The organism is Candidatus Nitrospira allomarina (assembly GCF_032050975.1).
Classification (GTDB): domain Bacteria; phylum Nitrospirota; class Nitrospiria; order Nitrospirales; family UBA8639; genus Nitrospira_E; species Nitrospira_E allomarina.
In genome coordinates this window covers 2,369,155-2,385,975 of sequence record NZ_CP116967.1, presented here as the reverse complement: position 1 = coordinate 2,385,975, position 16,821 = coordinate 2,369,155, and the positions used below count along the sequence as shown (strand labels likewise).

Annotated in this window: 19 protein-coding genes and 1 tRNA gene; 10 read left to right on the top strand and 10 right to left on the bottom strand. The window is 49.7% G+C overall.

Annotated features, from left to right (window positions below; genetic code table 11):
• Positions 1 to 11: 11 nt before the first annotated feature.
• Genes nrdR through rplI form a run of 3 tightly spaced genes read right to left on the bottom strand, consistent with a single transcriptional unit; the run spans position 12 to position 2,297 of the window.
• Positions 12 to 476 (bottom strand): transcriptional regulator NrdR, encoded by a 465-nt coding sequence (gene nrdR, locus PP769_RS10600; RefSeq protein WP_312640023.1) that lies wholly within the window; start codon positions 474 to 476, stop codon positions 12 to 14.
• Positions 477 to 521: 45 nt separating this feature from the next.
• Positions 522 to 1,784 (bottom strand): serine hydroxymethyltransferase, encoded by a 1,263-nt coding sequence (gene glyA, locus PP769_RS10595; protein ID WP_312640022.1) that lies wholly within the window; start codon positions 1,782 to 1,784, stop codon positions 522 to 524.
• Positions 1,785 to 1,787: 3 nt separating this feature from the next.
• Positions 1,788 to 2,297, bottom strand: a complete 510-nt coding sequence (gene rplI, locus PP769_RS10590; protein ID WP_312640021.1) for a 50S ribosomal protein L9 — start codon at positions 2,295 to 2,297, stop codon at positions 1,788 to 1,790.
• Positions 2,298 to 2,638: 341 nt separating this feature from the next.
• Between rplI and PP769_RS10585 the strand changes: the two genes are divergently transcribed.
• The 5 genes from PP769_RS10585 to PP769_RS10565 all read left to right on the top strand — a co-directional run bounded on the left by PP769_RS10585 (position 2,639) and on the right by PP769_RS10565 (position 5,798).
• The gene (locus tag PP769_RS10585) at positions 2,639 to 3,148 is read left to right on the top strand and encodes a hypothetical protein (RefSeq protein ID WP_312640020.1); all 510 of its coding nucleotides are present in this window, start codon (positions 2,639 to 2,641) and stop codon (positions 3,146 to 3,148) included.
• A complete protein-coding gene (locus PP769_RS10580) occupies positions 3,094 to 4,665 on the top strand; it encodes a coiled-coil domain-containing protein (protein ID WP_312640019.1) in 1,572 nt (523 codons plus the stop codon). The genes PP769_RS10585 and PP769_RS10580 overlap by 55 nt, the downstream gene beginning before the upstream one ends.
• A 145-nt stretch (positions 4,666 to 4,810) precedes the next feature.
• Positions 4,811 to 4,897: transfer RNA gene (locus PP769_RS10575), tRNA-Leu, on the top strand.
• Between the two features lie 134 nt (positions 4,898 to 5,031).
• Complete coding sequence (locus PP769_RS10570) at positions 5,032 to 5,316, top strand: hypothetical protein (protein ID WP_312640018.1); 285 nt, start codon at positions 5,032 to 5,034, stop codon at positions 5,314 to 5,316.
• 302 nt (positions 5,317 to 5,618) lie between these two features.
• Positions 5,619 to 5,798 carry a hypothetical protein gene (locus PP769_RS10565; protein ID WP_312640017.1) on the top strand — a complete coding sequence of 60 codons (180 nt, stop codon included), beginning with the start codon at positions 5,619 to 5,621 and terminating at the stop codon, positions 5,796 to 5,798.
• A 194-nt stretch (positions 5,799 to 5,992) separates the two neighbouring features.
• Here PP769_RS10565 and PP769_RS10560 read toward each other — a convergent pair whose 3' ends face one another.
• The 5 genes from PP769_RS10560 to PP769_RS10540 all read right to left on the bottom strand — a co-directional run bounded on the left by PP769_RS10560 (position 5,993) and on the right by PP769_RS10540 (position 11,186).
• A complete protein-coding gene (locus PP769_RS10560) occupies positions 5,993 to 7,915 on the bottom strand; it encodes a sodium:solute symporter family protein (protein WP_312640016.1) in 1,923 nt (640 codons plus the stop codon).
• Positions 7,916 to 7,966: 51 nt separating this feature from the next.
• Positions 7,967 to 8,380, bottom strand: a complete 414-nt coding sequence (locus PP769_RS10555) for a hypothetical protein (RefSeq protein WP_312640015.1) — start codon at positions 8,378 to 8,380, stop codon at positions 7,967 to 7,969.
• Complete coding sequence (locus PP769_RS10550) at positions 8,377 to 8,871, bottom strand: gamma-glutamylcyclotransferase family protein (protein WP_312640014.1); 495 nt, start codon at positions 8,869 to 8,871, stop codon at positions 8,377 to 8,379. Before PP769_RS10550 ends, PP769_RS10555 begins: the two co-directional genes overlap by 4 nt.
• 104 nt (positions 8,872 to 8,975) lie before the next feature.
• Positions 8,976 to 10,280: an NTP/NDP exchange transporter gene (locus tag PP769_RS10545; protein WP_312640013.1), complete on the bottom strand. Its 1,305-nt coding sequence runs from the start codon at positions 10,278 to 10,280 to the stop codon at positions 8,976 to 8,978.
• Between the two features lie 300 nt (positions 10,281 to 10,580).
• On the bottom strand, positions 10,581 to 11,186 hold the full coding sequence (locus tag PP769_RS10540; RefSeq protein ID WP_312640012.1) for a hypothetical protein: 606 nt from the start codon (positions 11,184 to 11,186) through the stop codon (positions 10,581 to 10,583).
• A gap of 603 nt (positions 11,187 to 11,789) precedes the next feature.
• On the opposite strand from PP769_RS10540, the gene PP769_RS10535 reads away from it, so the two are divergent.
• The 3 genes from PP769_RS10535 (at position 11,790) to PP769_RS10525 (ending at position 13,880) form a co-directional block, all read left to right on the top strand.
• Positions 11,790 to 12,386: a hypothetical protein gene (locus PP769_RS10535; RefSeq protein ID WP_312640011.1), complete on the top strand. Its 597-nt coding sequence runs from the start codon at positions 11,790 to 11,792 to the stop codon at positions 12,384 to 12,386.
• Complete coding sequence (locus PP769_RS10530) at positions 12,373 to 13,332, top strand: HTTM domain-containing protein (protein WP_312640010.1); 960 nt, start codon at positions 12,373 to 12,375, stop codon at positions 13,330 to 13,332. The genes PP769_RS10535 and PP769_RS10530 overlap by 14 nt, the downstream gene beginning before the upstream one ends.
• Before the next feature lie 113 nt (positions 13,333 to 13,445).
• On the top strand, positions 13,446 to 13,880 hold the full coding sequence (locus tag PP769_RS10525) for a thiol-disulfide oxidoreductase DCC family protein (protein ID WP_312640009.1): 435 nt from the start codon (positions 13,446 to 13,448) through the stop codon (positions 13,878 to 13,880).
• Between the two features lie 58 nt (positions 13,881 to 13,938).
• Here the strand turns inward: PP769_RS10525 and PP769_RS10520 are convergent, their stop codons facing one another.
• Positions 13,939 to 14,772, bottom strand: a complete 834-nt coding sequence (locus PP769_RS10520; protein WP_312640008.1) for a metallophosphoesterase family protein — start codon at positions 14,770 to 14,772, stop codon at positions 13,939 to 13,941.
• A gap of 282 nt (positions 14,773 to 15,054) precedes the next feature.
• Here PP769_RS10520 and PP769_RS10515 point away from each other — a divergent pair, with 282 nt between their 5' ends.
• Both PP769_RS10515 and msrA read left to right on the top strand, forming a co-directional pair.
• On the top strand, positions 15,055 to 15,687 hold the full coding sequence (locus PP769_RS10515) for a transglutaminase-like domain-containing protein (RefSeq protein ID WP_312640007.1): 633 nt from the start codon (positions 15,055 to 15,057) through the stop codon (positions 15,685 to 15,687).
• Positions 15,680 to 16,246, top strand: a complete 567-nt coding sequence (msrA, locus tag PP769_RS10510) for a peptide-methionine (S)-S-oxide reductase MsrA (protein WP_312640006.1) — start codon at positions 15,680 to 15,682, stop codon at positions 16,244 to 16,246. Before PP769_RS10515 ends, msrA begins: the two co-directional genes overlap by 8 nt.
• Positions 16,247 to 16,281: 35 nt before the next feature.
• On the opposite strand, the gene PP769_RS10505 is transcribed toward msrA, so the two are convergent.
• Positions 16,282 to 16,716, bottom strand: a complete 435-nt coding sequence (locus tag PP769_RS10505) for a hypothetical protein (RefSeq protein ID WP_312640005.1) — start codon at positions 16,714 to 16,716, stop codon at positions 16,282 to 16,284.
• Between the last annotated feature and the right edge of the window lie 105 nt (positions 16,717 to 16,821).

Here is a 16,821-nt window from a genome sequence, read left to right as displayed (position 1 = left end):
ATGAACATGGCTCAGGACACCCTGGTGTCTTGGGTTAAAGCCCGTATGGTATCCATAAATTGATCGATGTCTTTAAATTCACGATACACCGAGGCAAATCGAACATACGCGACGGGATCCAATTCTTTTAAGGCCCGCATGACTTCTTCTCCGACGGTTCGGCTTGGAACTTCTGTTTCTCCAAGGTCCTGAATACGTTTTTCAATCCGATCAACCGCCGCACCTAACGCTCCAATACTGACCGGCCGTTTTTCGCAAGCCTTTTTAAGGCCGGCTAAAATTTTGGCCCGATCAAACGGCTCTCGCCGATTGTCCTTTTTGACCACCATCGGTAAATTTTCTTCGATTCGTTCGTAGGTGGTGAACCGCCGCTTACAGCCTAAACATTCACGACGGCGCCTGATCACTTCTCCTTCACGGGCCGTCCGTGAATCAATGACCTTATCTTCTAATTGGTCGCAAAAAGGACATTTCACGAAAGAGCGGCCCTTACCTTAAGGATGGAAGGCGGTGGAGGAAGGTTAGTATGGATGAAAGATCGGAAATCGTGAGCACAGGTCTTTGACATCACGCAGAATCCGTTTATGAAGGGACGCTTCCTGCGAATGTTGGATGACCTCATCCATCCAGGAGAGAATCTGCTCCATCTCGGGTTTCTGCATGCCACGAGTTGAAACGGTCGGCGTGCCAATACGAATGCCGCTTGCGACAGCCGGTGGTTTTTCATCAAACGGTACCGCATTTTTATTGACCACAATGCCGGAGGCATTTAGAGCGGCTTCGGCTTCTTTTCCTGTCACGCCTTTGGATGTCAGATTTAAGAGGAACAAATGATTCTCGGTCCCACCAGACACCACCCGATATCCGCGCTTCAAAAAGCCCTCAGCCAACTCCTTGGCGTTCGCCAGCACTTGTTGTTGATAGGTTTTAAATCCAGGAGACAGGGCTTCTTTAAAAGCCACCGCTTTGGCTGCAATGACATGCATGAGCGGCCCACCCTGGGTTCCAGGAAACACCATTTTGTCAACAGCTTTGGCATGCTCTTCTTTGCACATAATCATGCCGGAGCGTGGGCCACGCAATGTTTTATGGGTCGTGGTGGTGACAAAGTCAGCATAGGGAACCGGGCTTGGATGCAACCCGACCGCAATCAAACCTGCAATGTGGGCAATATCAACAAGAAGGTACGCACCAACCGATTTCGCTATAGCCTGAAAACGAGGGAAGTCAATAATTTTGGAATACGCGCTGGCACCGACAACAATCATACGAGGGCGGACTTCCTGAGCCTGCCGCTCTACCACATCATAATTGATCTCCTCAGTTTCCCGATCGACTCCATAGGAAAACGCCTGAAACAGTTTTCCTGAAAAACTTACACGGCTGCCGTGGGTAAGATGCCCACCATGGGCCAGATCCATCCCTAAGATGGTATCTCCTGTTTTTAGGACCGAAAGATACGCCGCCATATTGGCTTGGGAACCCGAGTGGGGCTGAACATTGACATGCTCACACCCGAAAATTTCTTTGGCTCTCGCAATGGCTAAATCCTCGACCGTATCCACATGTTGGCATCCGCCGTAATATCGCCGGCCGGAATACCCCTCTGCGTATTTGTTGGTCATCAAACAACCTTGGGCACCGAGGACTGCGGGACTGGCGTAATTTTCTGATGCGATAAGAACTAAGTTTTCCCGCTGTCTTTTTTCTTCAGCCCGGATAGCCGCATACACCTCATAATCAGTGTCACGGATCGCTTTGAGTGTTCCGACGGAATGTCTCATCGCTTACTCGTCGACCGCTTCATCGGCCTGATCTTTATCTGATCCCCCTTCAGGAGCAGCTTCTTCTGCCGCTTTCTTCACAAGGGTCACATTAATCTTGGGAACCACATCCCGATGAAGCTTGATGGCAACCGAAAAGGTCCCCAACTCCTTGAGAGGCTGTGGCAAGTGAATTTTCCTTCGGTCCACCTCCACGCCTTGAGCAGCCAATCGTTCGGCCACATCTTTGGATGTCACAGATCCGAACAGCTTATCGTCCTTTCCGGTCTGCACTTCAAACGTCAGGGAGATTTTTGACAGATTCTTCCCAGACTCGCCTAAGGACTCCAATTCTTTTTTGGCCTTTTGGTCGATCTGCCGCTTGATATGCTGCAACAGTTTGACCTGTCGCTCTTCAGCTACGACCGCTTTTTTCCTCGGGAGTAAATAGTTCCGTGCATACCCTTTTGCCACCGTCAACACATCTCCCAAATACCCTAAACCTTCTACATTTTCCTGCAAAATAACCTTCATAAAACACGTCTCCTTAGCCTAGCGAATAAGGGAAACATCTTAAGACTGGGTGTAGAAAAAGTCAATGTAATTGCCGAATATATCATAGAATATGCTTCTCCTTCATATTCGAAGGTTAACCCACAGACGTGCTTACGATAACCAGACAATTCCATAGAGAATTTTGAAACAACCCTTTCGAATATATGCTATGCTCCTCCATACTTACTACACATTAACACTTAAGCATTACCCAGATTGCCCAGGCTCAAAACTGAGAGACCATCGACACATCACAGCCAAGGTACACGATCAGGTTGCTTTTTCATTTGCCATACTCTCTGGGTCGGAATAGTGAGATTATGAACCACCTCAACCCCTGTCAGTTTCAAACCAACACACTTTTCAATCTTCTCCTTCTCACCCTATTTGCCCTTGGTCTTTTAGTTTTTCCTCAATTAACCATTGCCGAGGAAGGAATGAAGGACGAAGAAGGACTCGCACTCCAACCCTTCTCGGACCTCAACCTTCGCTTTTCCAATCGCCCGCTCACCCCACCGGACTCACTCATTGTCCAAACCATTCCACTCACCGGACTCTCTGTTGCCCGCCCCTTTGTCGCTCCAAACCCACAAGCGGTAATTTTTGAGGATGATCACCGACAACGGGTCGCCGTCCTCTCAACCGAGAACTCCGGGGCACTCATACTCTATTTACTTGAGCCTCTCCCTCTTGATCCCAAGCTACCCGCCCTGTTTGAATGTGCACACAATCGAGGGTGTGAGGCTGATCGAACTCCACTCACCGGAGGATTGGGATGTCTCGCCCTCTGTATCAAGGAACTATTGGAACTGTCAGCACTGAATCAATAATTTTCATGAAACTCTACGATCTTCTCAATTTAGCCACAATCCAACTCAATAGCGAACGGGAAGTCGCCATGAGCCGTGGATTAGACGCACCTTTGGAGATTGCCCAAGCCCGACACCTCCGCACGATCGGCTCCCTTCACCTCTATAGTTGTGATGTTCCTCCGGGAAGTACATTCCTACCCGACATCCCGATGACATTGTTGCCGGGCAACGATATGGAACCGACCGAAGGCTATCTTCTGGGGTGGCAAAATGGATCGCTCATACTCCAAACATTTGATCACGTCGGCCAAACCCTCAGTCGGTGCACCCTCATTCCCGACACATCGGGTTTCCTCGAAACCGGGGCCACACGGTTGGCCGACATGGCCAGCAAACCTGATTCCTTTACACTTGGGCCTGCCGAACGATTAGTGCCCTGGCTGGACCCTGAACCGCACTCCAATCAAACAATAGCAAGAGACAGCATTCCGACTACAGTGCTGACGACTATCTGGGGAGACACCCGGCAAACACGCTGGACAAAGCTAACAAGTTTAATCGTTGATCAGGTTCGGAAAAATAAACGAATTCTCCTGGTGGCTCCCGATCATCACACAGTTGATGGATTAACTGGTGCGGTCGCACACGCCTTAAAAATGGCGGCCTTGCCCTACCGAAGCTTGCTCTGTCGGTATGAACTACCCTTAGCAAAAGATGCGGGAGGGATGCTTCTCCAGGACTTTGGCTTTGAAGCACAAATGTCTCATTTTTTTGCCAAGGCCAACGCCAAAAAAGTCTCACTACGAAAAAAATATGACCGGTTCAGGGAACTGACTCCAATTCTGGCCCACAAACGCGACAAGCAAAAAGATCTGAACGAAGTGAAATTGTTGGAATGGCGATTACTCACACAGCTCAGTGACTGGCAAGGGAAAGTCAAAAATATCGATAAAACTCTCCGGGACTATGAGGCCCTTCCCATTTGGACACGGATGAGTATGCAGGTGGCGGGCAAGAACATCGAGACCCTGGCCGAATACCGGGAAATTTACCAAGGCAAAATCCTTGGACTCATGAAAGAAGTCGAAGTAGCACAAACGCGAATTAAAGAATTAATCCCCGAAGCAACCGTTCCTAAAAACCTGCGGCCGGAATACGACGAATTAAAAGAAGAAATCAAACGATTGGGCGGCACAAAAAAAATTCGGGAAATGCTGTCCGCTGGAGAAGGCACCAACCGCCAAGCTTTCGCACAAAACAAACGTATCATGACCTGCACCCCGGGCCGCATCCTTACCGACCCGCTCTTCCGAAAAGTCCCGTTTGATTTACTGGTTATTGATGATGCCCCACGCATCCCTGCACCACTTTTGCTTGCTGCCACTGGTACCATTCGTGAGCGAATCATTCTCAGTGGTGACACCTCCGACCTGTTACCTGGAGAACCTGGGACGACATCTTCTCCTGGCCGCTGGCCACAAGCCTTTTTGGAAACTCTTCTGGGCCCTTCTCCTCAGCCTACCAGCGTAGGATAACTTTACGAAAAGTTCCCTCATTCTTGTAACGCCGATATCTCATCCAGGAAGAATGGCTCGAATGGGATGCGTACAAGAGAACCTCAACAACAGAATAACGACAACTTGACCGCATTTCTATAAAAGATGATAATCGCACTCACGTGCCGAAGTGGCGGAACTGGCAGACGCACTAGATTCAGGGTCTAGCGCCCTCCGGGGTGTGCGGGTTCAAATCCCGCCTTCGGCACCATCTCTTATATCGTTGGTTTTTTTGGATGTCTTCTAAAAGTAATCCTTCATTAATACGTTGCTTGATATGTGCAAACTCAGGGAGATATGAGAGTTGCGGGAGAAAAGAATTCCTTTATACATAGGAGGAAAAGTATGAAATCAGGAATCCTTTCAACATTTTTTGGGCTAATTCTTTTCCCTGTATGTGCTCTTGCCCAGGGTGGTGAAAACATGGAGCCGAAGTGCCAAAAATTAGCGCATGAATTTGCAGAAAATCCAGAATCTCTCAATGAAATGCAACTCAGGCAGCTACAATTCTGCGTGACTCACACCATCGACCAGCGCTATAAAACCGATCCTCCGGATCTACTCAGGGGGACAATCATTGAGCCTCCCGTTTCTACAGAAAACCCGGACATTAAACCTCCTACGCCATAAAAACATCCAAATGACCAATAATTAAAAAGGCACTTCCTCCCCTTTTAAAGAGACCACCAGAAAGCCCCACGTTGCAAAAAACAAAAGTCCGATTTCGCTCCTAAATAGGACATCCCTCCCTTTCCTGCCGTCCGTTGCATGAAATCCTTTAACGTCGCTGGACATCCTTTCCAAGTAGATGCCGTTATTCACCAGGTTAGACTAAGCCATCTAGAATTATTTGACACGACTTTTGAGGAATGGAACGCATCCCTCCGCCTTAGTAATCTGGCAGATAACAAAAATTAAACCGGGAGGAAGTGATGTGGATAGATGAAATGGACACGTTTCAAACCTGGGTGAATGGCGAAGAAATTATCCTCAAAAAAATTGGCAGAGAATATTCGTACCGTCCAGCAAATGAAACCGGAGATTGGTTGAAGGGACTTCCAGAAGGGATGGTGTGGGCAGATGCTCAAACTCTCTTTGAAGACTCCCTATAACCATTTTTTTCTTCGCTTCGTCCGGCCAGAGATCCCCTTTTCTCTGGTACAATCAACCCCTTCTCCATCTTAACCGGCATAGCTGATCCCTCAGAACACGAGTTGTCCTCCATCTGCAACTCACCGGAATACGGACTACCCTCTTTATGTCATGGCGTTCGAAGCCACAACCTTGGATTGATCCTCTGCATTCTCTATTGGGGCTGCCTCACAGAATCAGATTGACGAAAACCAACGGTGATCCAAATGGGAATTAAGAGGATTCCCACCAGCAAGAGTCCAGCAATCCACGCCTCACGCCAGGGCATCCATCCAGGGGCAGGACTTCCCACCAGCCAGGTTCCGATACCGGTGAGCAAACAGAAGATGGACAATGCCGTAAGCCCCATGGCCATAATCGCCCGCCAAAATCGCCGCACTCCATTCCGCTGCTCAGATTGAACCCGCAGTTCGATGGGCCCCCAAAATCCCGGAGGACGTGCACGCCGGTAAAAAGTCTCCAAACGATTGAGATCTTCCGGTCCGGTGAACCAGGACACGGCGACACCAATCGCACCGGCTCCTAGGCCCATGATCAACAACCGCATTTCCTCTTGCTGGCCTGGAAGTGCCCACAGTAACAGGGGCGCCATCAGCACAGAAGCCGCAATACAGGCCAATTCGCCCCATGCCGTAATTCGCCACCAAATCCACCGGAGCACCAACACCACGCCCATTCCCGCTCCCAGCAACAAACTGATCTGCCAGGCAGTTTGAATCGATGACAACCACGGAAGAATGCAAAGGGCAATCAAGAGAATCAGCAGGTTACTCGCACGTGCGACCCAAACCAGTGCACGTTGCGATGGTTCGCGCTTGAGCCAACCCTCACAAATAAACCGGCGATAAATATCATTAGTCCAATAAGACGCACCCCAATTCAAATGCGTATCGACCGTGGAGGCCAAGGCCGCCAACATTCCGACGACCATCAACCCTTTAATTCCTGGCGGTAACAGTTCATGAATGCCTTGCACGAAGGTAAATTCGCGATCCGCAATGAACTGAGGGCCCATCATTTCCGGTGGGGGTGGAAAGATCACAAGTAACCCCAGGGCCAAGGGCAACCAGATCAAACTCCGAAGCACAATTTGGGCCACGGTAAACACCACCGCAGCGACTCGCGCATCGTGATCGCTACGGCATGCCATGGACCGTTGAGCCAAATATCCTGTCCCATCCGAATTCATTTGTAAGAGCCATTGAAATCCATAGACCAACAACACCATCATGGTCGCATCCCTGGCACCGAAGGGAGTAAAAGCCAGAATCTCATTCCCGGTCAGTGGATACCCATCCGCCACCGAAAACTGTTTCTGAATGTGTTGAGTCAAGGACGCCAGGCCTCCCACCTGGTCCACCACCACCCAGGCAAATGCTCCGCTGGCAACGATCCCGATTCCAAATTGCACCAGATCCGTGGCAACGACGCTTCGTAGCCCCCCGGTGGTGGAATACAACACCGTCACAGACACAATGGCCCCTATCGACAAAAGATTATTGGCCGAACGCACCCACACATTGTCCGCCTCCAATCCGCCAACGGTAAAAGGGACCCCTCCCCATTTCACCATGTGAACGAACACATCAAAAAAGCCGGCAGGAAGCCATTGATCCCAAAGAAGAAAGGGTTCAGCGAGGCGAGTGGCTGCCAACAGCACCATCGCGAGCACCGTGCAATTGACGATGGTACCGAAATAAATGGCTTTGATGCCCCGGAGCGCCGACGCCGCACCGTGGCCATATCGTACCTCCGTCAGCTCGGCATCGGTGAGCACCCCTACCCTCCGCCAGCTCGGAGCCAGGAGAAACCCCATTAGGAGAAAGGCCAGGGCAAAAATCCACAAGCGCCACAACGCGAAAATGCCAGCCGTAGCCACCAACCCAGTGACAAGGAGTGGAGTGTCAGCCGCAAACTGCGTGGCCGCCATGCTTAACCCGGCCTTCCATCCCGAAAGACTGCGTCCTGCAAGAAAATATTCTTCCAGATTTTGGGATGCCACCGCTCGCTCTCGAAACCCCGCTTGCAGGGCATAGAGTATAAAAACGGCAAGAATCGCCCAATCCCATCCAGTCATAATTTTTGGCTCATCATGATTGGGTGTACTGTCAGATAAGATGTATTCAGTCTATTGAACAATGTTCCCGAATTTCCAACCAACCACCGGCAACAGTAATCCACATACCACAAGAACAAATCCAAGCCCCGTCACACCCCATCCGACCAGCGTGGCCCGATCCCCTAACATGACGGGCAACTCTGCCCCAAATCCCATTCCCGGTGGAGGCCACTGCTGAGTGAGACGAATTCGAGCCCCAAGGTACATGACATAGGCGCCCATTCCCACTGCAGGCATTCCTGCCAATATGGTCACGACCAATAGCAACATCCTGATTTGGTGACCCGTGGATTCCGTCAGTGGAATACCAGGCTGGGTAACCTGTGAGAGATATTCCATGGTGAAATAGACCAAGGCACCGCCAAAAACAAGCAACGTCACTAGCAGCACCAGCAGGAACGGTCGATTGGAAGACTTCATCATGCCTGAGAGATCTGCGGAGAATCCGTTAACTTCCACAACGTTTGCTTGTAGCTTTCCGGTAAGCCATGGGAAGTCATCGCTTCATAAAATACGCGACACCGACTCACATATCCATCCAAATGCACATGGCTGAACCAATCCATCTGCCACCGATCTGAAGAAAGCAGATGTTGCTGTGCGACGGGTAAGACATAAGCATGGGCCGTTATGGTTGAGCCATCCGGCCGGTAGACCTCAAGTAATTCCCTGCGATAGACCGGATCTTCAAACCGGTCCAGGAGCTCCCAAGTTTGATGACTCATTAAGGTATACACACGACCCTGCGTCAGAGCGCCTTCCCGTTTCACCATTCCCGGATAAATGCGGTCCCTAAACCGAAACTGCGCGAACCCCGGCGCTTCTGCTTCCACCCATGGCAACGCCAGGCCGGTCACCGCTTCGATCACTTCGGGAAATTGCAACGTCCCATAAGTAAACAAGGCATCACTCATTTCATAACTCCAATCGAATGATCCCTACTGCTCAAGCTCATGAAAGGCTTTCTCTTGCAGGGAACATACTAAGCTCCATGATGGACTTCACTCGGTAACAAAGCTCATCGTCGCCGGATCGTTTCGTGTCGTCGCCCAAGCCACAGACCCGTGGCGAGCCATAGACCCGCAATGGGCAGTGCCGCAAATGCCATGTGAGACAAGGTCATTCCCCAGGTATGAAAGACGGAGACAATCCCGGTCCCCGTCATATCGGCACCTCGATGAACGACCGTATCAATCACATTTTTCGCCTGATATTTTTCTTCACGGGAAACGACCGTAAACAGGGTTTCCCGCGTCGGCTTGGTGATGGAAAATTCTCCCGCACGCCGTAGGACACCAAATCCGATCAAGACCGGCAGAACGGTCACCAAACCAAACACCCCAAATCCAATCAATGATACCAGGGGCATGACAGCCAACATGATCACGACGCCAAAACGGGTCAACAGCCAGCCTGTTGCGAAAAACTGGAGCGTGAACGCGAACACATTGATCCCAAGATCCACCGATGCGAACAATTGCATGCGATCTTCCGAACTCGGCATGACTTGCGGAATTAATATGGTTTGCTGCGAATACAGGAAGGTTGACAGAATTGAATAACACATAAGATAGAGGGCAATGCCTTTCAAATACGGCGAGCGAACAATGCACACCACTCCTACCCATAAGCTGGGAGGAGTGGCTTCAGAATTCCTGAGTGAAGAAAGGTGTCGGTTTCCCAGATCAACCCCGTGATGGCCGTGATACCATTTCAACAACGCCATAATGCATCCCACCGCGATCAATAAGAAGATCGCTGACACTAAGAGTAACCCGGAAACCCCGACCCCTTTTACCGCCATTGCGGTGATAAACGGCCCTGTCATGGCGCCAAGACTGCCTCCTGCGGAAATACAACCAAAGAGTCGCCGAGCCGCATCAGTGCGAAACACATCGGCCATAAAACTCCAAAACACCGACACGACGAATAAATTAAACACACTCAACCAAACAAAAAAGATGGGCCCAAAGACTTGCAACCCGACTCCACTTTGCAAAGCCACAAAAAATGCCAAAAGATTCAGAATGAAAAACACATAGACCGTTGGCAATAATCGACGAATCGGAAAATGCCCCGCGACCGAGCCAAACACCGGGATCACGGCTAGCATCGTGATGAACACAACTGAGAACAACCACGGGAGATTATGAGCCCCCGAGAGCACTCCCATTTCATCGCGAACCGGTCGCAGGATGTAGTAGGCCGCCAGCACACAAAAAAAATAGACAAACGACCAGATGAGGGCAGGAAGTTCATCACGGTCAACCGGCACCACCCGGCTGATCGACCAATGAAGAAATTGTTTAGAAGATTTCGCCATCTATAGAAATTCGTCTTGGACACTATAACTGAGGCACATTGATGGGTACATTATGACCGATGCGGACCTTAGTGTCTTCAGGCATCGCACCTCATATCGCCAACCATACGTTTTGATACCTTTCAATAGATTTCAAGGAAAAGAAAAATGGGACTTAACATGGAGAGGAACCGCAGGGATCGCCATCAATGGGAAAAGCTCCAAAAGGACCTTTCACAATACTCTTCAGGATTTTCTGAAACCAGCACACAATGCTCGGGAGGTGGAAGACCAGGGCTTGAAAGAAACCGAAGATTACAGTTAGTGGGAAGGGGAGAAGGAAAGGAGGTGGGTGACTTTAGGATGATCCAGGATGGCTTGCACATGGGCCAAAAGCTCCTCCTGGTCTTGGGATTGATCAACTCGTTGCTGAATGACGCTTGCCACCGTATTCAACGCGGCGTGCAGCGTTTGGGAAGATGCGGCAGATGGAAAAGAGCCGAGGTGGCCCAACGAGCCGAAGGAAGGCTGAGAGTTGGTACCCGAATTATCCGGCCATTCCTTCTGTGCGCCAAGAAGAGACTGACGAGGCCGTTTTTGTAGCTCAGCCAACATGTGCTCAAGATCACTCAGAATAAGGTCAAGATGCTCTGCCTGACATTCTTCAGAAAACGCACGAACATAAATATCCTCTCGACCCCTGGAATCTAAATGAATACGGTAGCGACCCCTGCTAAAAGCCCCTACAGACTCATCTATGAAATGAAACTGCCGGCAAAGGGTATCCCGTAAGGCATTTGACTGTGATGAGTCCAACCCAACCGGGCCGTTGCGGGTCAGCCCCTGATCCGGCCCGGATATCTCCCTATACCGGAGAACTCCCTTTCGAAATTCTTCGAGACGATCAATGAGCACACCTACCGTCATTAAGTCTCACTCCTTACCTATTTGTGAATTTTGACCGCACATGTGGACGCTCTGAGGGCACAGCCCCATGTCAATCCACAAGTTGGGTCAATGGCCAACCTAAGGTGAAGCACCACTTAAACTAGAGAAAACATTGCGACAGGAACAACTAGAGCAGATCACCGAGGACGCACCATCTTCCTGCGATACAAAGTCTTTACCATAGAAATCGCCAACCGCACAAGTCAACCAGGATACGGGCCCAAAGCTTTTAATTCCGAATCCCCATCTTAGAGACCACACTAAAATGAGCCAATCGACTCCAGCACTATAGAAACCCGGACAGGAGGTTCGCAAAAATTCCTACTGCACAACCGTTCTATCCCAGGATAATATGAGAATTAGTCCGCGCTTCTTTCTTTCTATTCTCATAGAAAATCGACAATAATCCCCTTCCCTCTCCGTTCGCTAATCACACGAACAATAATTTTTTTCGTAACCTTCTCACTATTGAGTTCTCTCACCTTTCTTAAGATAATGGGCTTTCCCGTCACTTAAACCTTCACCTTAAGGGGAAGACACCCACATGACTACCCCGCTCAATACCTCACAAGGAAGGTTTGTGTGAGCAAGCGGACCATTACCCTGATTCTTGTTGTCTACTTGGCCATCATTTGGGCGGCAGTCATATTTCGAATCGATTACTTTCCCTTAACCTGGGTTCCCATGTATAGCGTGTATGAGCCACGCGAAACCATATCAGTCAAAGTATGGGACAAAGACAAATATCAAAAAGGCCTCAAAGTTACTCACCGGGACGGATCAACCGGTTACGTATCCTATAAGGATCTCAATATTCCCAAACCGAATTTTCGACGTTTATATTATTCGAGAATGTTTGGCACCGCCCCTCCTAAACATAAACAGGGAAATATTGAATTGGGGGCGCTCAACCAATGGGTCCGCGGATTAGAGGAAGATGAACCTCGGTTTGAAGTTGATTGGGAATGGCGAATGTTTTGGACTCTCAACAAAACACTAGGACATGAACCTTCTGACCCTAAATTTATCATTCGTATAGAGGCCGGCCATCAGAAACGTGTGTATCGGAAGAAAGATTTACTGCGGAAAGACCTTAGCACTGTTCAGATTGACACGCGAGAGGCCTTGATCGAATGGCAGGACGAATGGCTGCCAAGGTGGGAACATGGCATTCTGTAACCTCATTAGTCGTGGCTGGAATCAATTTTTCTTTAAAGGATTTTCGGGAGAGAGCCTTGGTCTTTTGCGGATGTATATTGGATGCGGACTTTTGTTTTTCCACACCTATCAATTTGCCACAGTCCTGACTCTCAACCCGATCGGCTCCAGAAATTATTTCCTGGACCCCATTTGGTATTTTCATCTGCTTGGGATTCAGTACCATATCCCTGCCCTGTCGTTTATCATCTATGCACTCCTGATGACCGCCACGGTCGGTATGATCATGGGGAAATGGACCCGGACATCAATTCTTATCGTTATCCTCTGTATTTTTTATTTAAAGGGGGTGAGAGACAGCTTTAGCGGCGACGTCCACCATCGCTATATCATCCCCATGCAAATGCTTTTCCTTTTTCTGCTCTCCAGGTGCGGGGAAGTCCATTCTCGTGACTCACGCCACGACACACACCCTCCCCTCCAGGAATGGGAGGCCAGTTGGCCCATTAAAATGATGCAACTCTATGTCGCTCTGTTTTATTTTTGGAGTGTCATCGCCAAAGTGCGGGTTAGCGGATGGGAATGGTTTTCCGGCGAAGGCCGAATCCAGGAGGTGCTGATCAAACGCTCTGTCCGATGGGGCATGACAGGCGAAGGGGAACTGGTCAAAAATAGCTTAAGCTTCGAGCTAGCCCAACGCCCGGACCTTATTCAGATTTTCTCCCATCTGGTGCTCGCGTTCGAACTGGGTTTTCCATTGATCCTCTTCATTAAATCGGTCAAGCTGCGGGCCTTCTTTTTGACCGGCGTCATTATTTTCCACATTTCCTCCTTTATCCTCATGGATGTCAATTTTTTGTTAATCCCGTTTGTCTACTTCATTTTTTTCGATCTTGTTCCCATCCATCAATGGCTCCAAGTCCATGCATGGCGACTCTTCAAACGTCGACCTTCCATGGCTGGTTAGGCGCTACCGCCTTAGAAAACCTGTAGGGGTCTCATGTATTATAATGAAAGGGAAGTTTTTCATTGCGACTGACCGACACACAGTAAAGCGCGATCAGAGAAAAGGGCACCTACGTGAAACAGGGATCTTCCTTACCATCCCATGATTGGGGCAAGCACGAAAAGGTGATTGTCTTTGATGGGGTGTGTAATTTTTGCAATGCGTTTGTCAATTTTGTCCTCGAGAGGGATTCCCGAGGATTATTTAAATTCGGAACGCTTCAATCCCAACCGGCACAGGACATTCTCACCCACCTTCATCTTTCGACCCAGGATTATGAAACCTTTTTACTGCTGGAACACGGGAAGGTCTTTACAAAATCCACTGCAGCTCTCAAAATTTTTCGCAGCCTTCCTGGAGCTTGGCCTTGGCTGTATGCCTTCCTCATCATTCCCCGGCCACTTCGCGATATGGTGTACAGTTTTATCGCCCGGCATCGCTATCAGTGGATGGGCAAATCCGACTCGTGCCGCGTACCTACTCCACACGAACGGACCAGATTTATTTAGCGGGGACCTGATGGCCTTCCGGAGGCATCAGTTTCTACCGGCTGCGCCTTCTTCACCCTCACCGCCTTCTACCAACATTAAATGGGGGAAACAGTTTCTCAAGGTCAAAACTCTCTTGAATACACGGGGCACCATATTCGGCAGAACCCGTAAGAACCTGCAGATTTGGTCGCAGGTGAACGGTCCCTGCATGATGGGTATGGCCACACAAGACGGTAATTTGAGAATCCGGTCGTTCCCGTGATGCGTGAAGTAACACCTCGCCAACGGCCTGGCAGGCAAAATATGGAAGCCAATCATCGTTTCCCAATTTCCCCTGATACCAGCAGGCTTCTTTAAATGGCGGGACATGCGTCAGGCAAATGACACGCTGATATGATGACAAGGCCTCATCCAAACTATCTCGCAAATAGCAAGCCGCCTCATCTCCCAACGCACGGAGTTTGCGTAACACCGCCTCCCGATCTAAATCCTGAAAATCCACGATCAACTCCTGATCACTGAGCCTAACCGGGGACAGATGATAGTTTCCATAGCGCCCGTCTCCCCACCCGTCATGCCCGACCAACGCCGTCGTCGGAGTCAATTCGACCACCCCGGATGTCGAAAGATAGGTGAGTCCTGGCTGACTCTGACACCAGCCTTTCAAATCATTTCGAATGTGGGAAATCGAACCATAGTAAAAATCATGATTCCCCAGAACGAAATACAACGGCACGTGAATCGCTTGACGCATTTCATGGAGCAGATGGCCCAACGATGGAGCCTCAGCAATGTCTCCGGTCACAAACACGACGTCAGGTTGTTGAGCACGAATGGACGAAAAAAATACGTCCCGTCCCTCGATACCCAGAAAATTCAAGTGGATGTCGGTAGCCCACACTATCCGCATATGACTTGCTCCTCTACCCACCACTCAACAGTCTAATAGAAAATCGTCCAAGCCTATAAAGGGGCCGAACAAAATGTAAAGCGAGGAATTTAAGGGGAGAAAATTCACTCTCGCCTATTCACCACTTCAACCACCAGTGGCCCAAAAAAGCAGGGCATGGTATAAACTCTGTGACCGGACAGACCGATCGCACGGCCTTTCCTTTTCTTCTTAAGTGCATGCGGGCAATTCCTGTGAGTCTTCATGATGAGTTCTGGCATTAAACCTTCCAAGATAGAAACCATGCAGAAATACCTTGAATCAACCTATTATATCGATTGGCGCACGGCAAATATTCTCAGTCTTGCGCGGGAATTGTCGGAGACCTGCCAAGATTCCCTTCAATTTGCCAGGGTCTGCTTTCAGTTTGTGCGTGACAACATACAACATAGCTTTGACTATGCTCTCAACCCCGTGACATGCAAAGCCTCCGATGTTCTCAAACATGGAACAGGCTATTGTTATGCAAAAAGCCATTTACTCGCCGCGTTACTTCGAGCCCGGGGCATTCCAACAGGTCTGTGTTATCAACGATTAACCATTGCGCACAATACACCACCATTTTGTTTACATGGGCTCAATGCCTTGTATTTAAAAGAGTTCGGATGGCATCGGGTGGATGCCCGCGGCAACAAGGCCGGAGTCCATGCGTCTTTTTGTCCACTAGTGGAGCAACTCGCATTTCCAATCAGGACTGAGGGAGAAGCTGATGTACCCGGAATATGGGCTGAACCGCTCCCTGAAGTCATTTCCGTACTTGAAAATAGTACAAACTATCAAGCTGTCGCGGAAAATCTACCGGATTTGGAAATTGTGGGAGAAAAATTCTCTTCTTACTTAAATGACGACTCATTTAAAGGAGTAACGCATGTCTGACTCGGCCATAGCCACATCAACAGGAAAAGAACTCGCCACATTGGGTGGCGGCTGCTTCTGGTGCCTCGAAGCCGTATTCGATCAGGTGAAGGGTGTCGAGTCCGTAGAATCCGGCTATATGGGCGGTAGTCGCCCCAATCCAACTTATGAGGCCGTCTGCAGTGGAAACACGGGACATGCCGAGGTGATACAGATTACCTTTAATCCCGGCATCATCACCTACCGGGAGCTCCTGGAAATCTTTTTTGGCATCCATGACCCCACCACCCTCAACCGACAAGGGAATGATGCTGGGACCCAATATCGCTCCGCCATTTTCACCCATTCCTCAACACAAAATGCGATCGCACACGAGGTCATTCACGCGCTGACGGAAGCCAGGTTGTTCAACGATCCCATTGTGACCCAGGTGGAACCCGCGTCACCCTTTTACATGGCTGAAGATTACCACCAGGAATATTTTGTGCAAAACCCGTCACAACCTTACTGCGCCTACCTCATTAATCCCAAAGTGGCGAAGTTCCGGCAACGCTTTTCAGACAAGCTCAAACCCTCCTAAGCGCCTGGAGAGAAACAGCGTCGGGATCGTCCTTCTCAGCGACCAGAGGACAACTGCAAAAGCGTGTCCCGCAGGCCACCCCACAGGTCCGGTTGTAAGGTCACCTGATGGGGATACACCATAACCGGTTTCCCCTGAACGCAGAAGGGTGGACCAGTCCTTTCAAGGCCAACCGGTTCCGCAATCATACCCCCCTCCGAGGGAGAGCCCATTTGCTGCACCACTAATTGTACCCGTGGCTCAAGAACACACATCCCGGAATACGTTCCTATCTCCTCATCATTGGAAACCATTATCCGCACACGATGTCGATCCGTGACAAACACCACGTCACCAACTTTAGCAGGCCCATCCGGACCCATAGAATATAGAAATACCGGCACGATGAGAACGGCGAAAACCGCGAATCCTATCGAAATGAGGGGTGCGCGGGAATTGCCTGAAGATGCTTCTTCAGATGAGGGATCCACATTCAACTCCACGCTAGAATTTCAGTACGGTGCACTCGCTGTCCCTGATACATCAAGGCATCATTCCATGGACCATGACAAGAAGCACAGACCGGAAGCATCCTC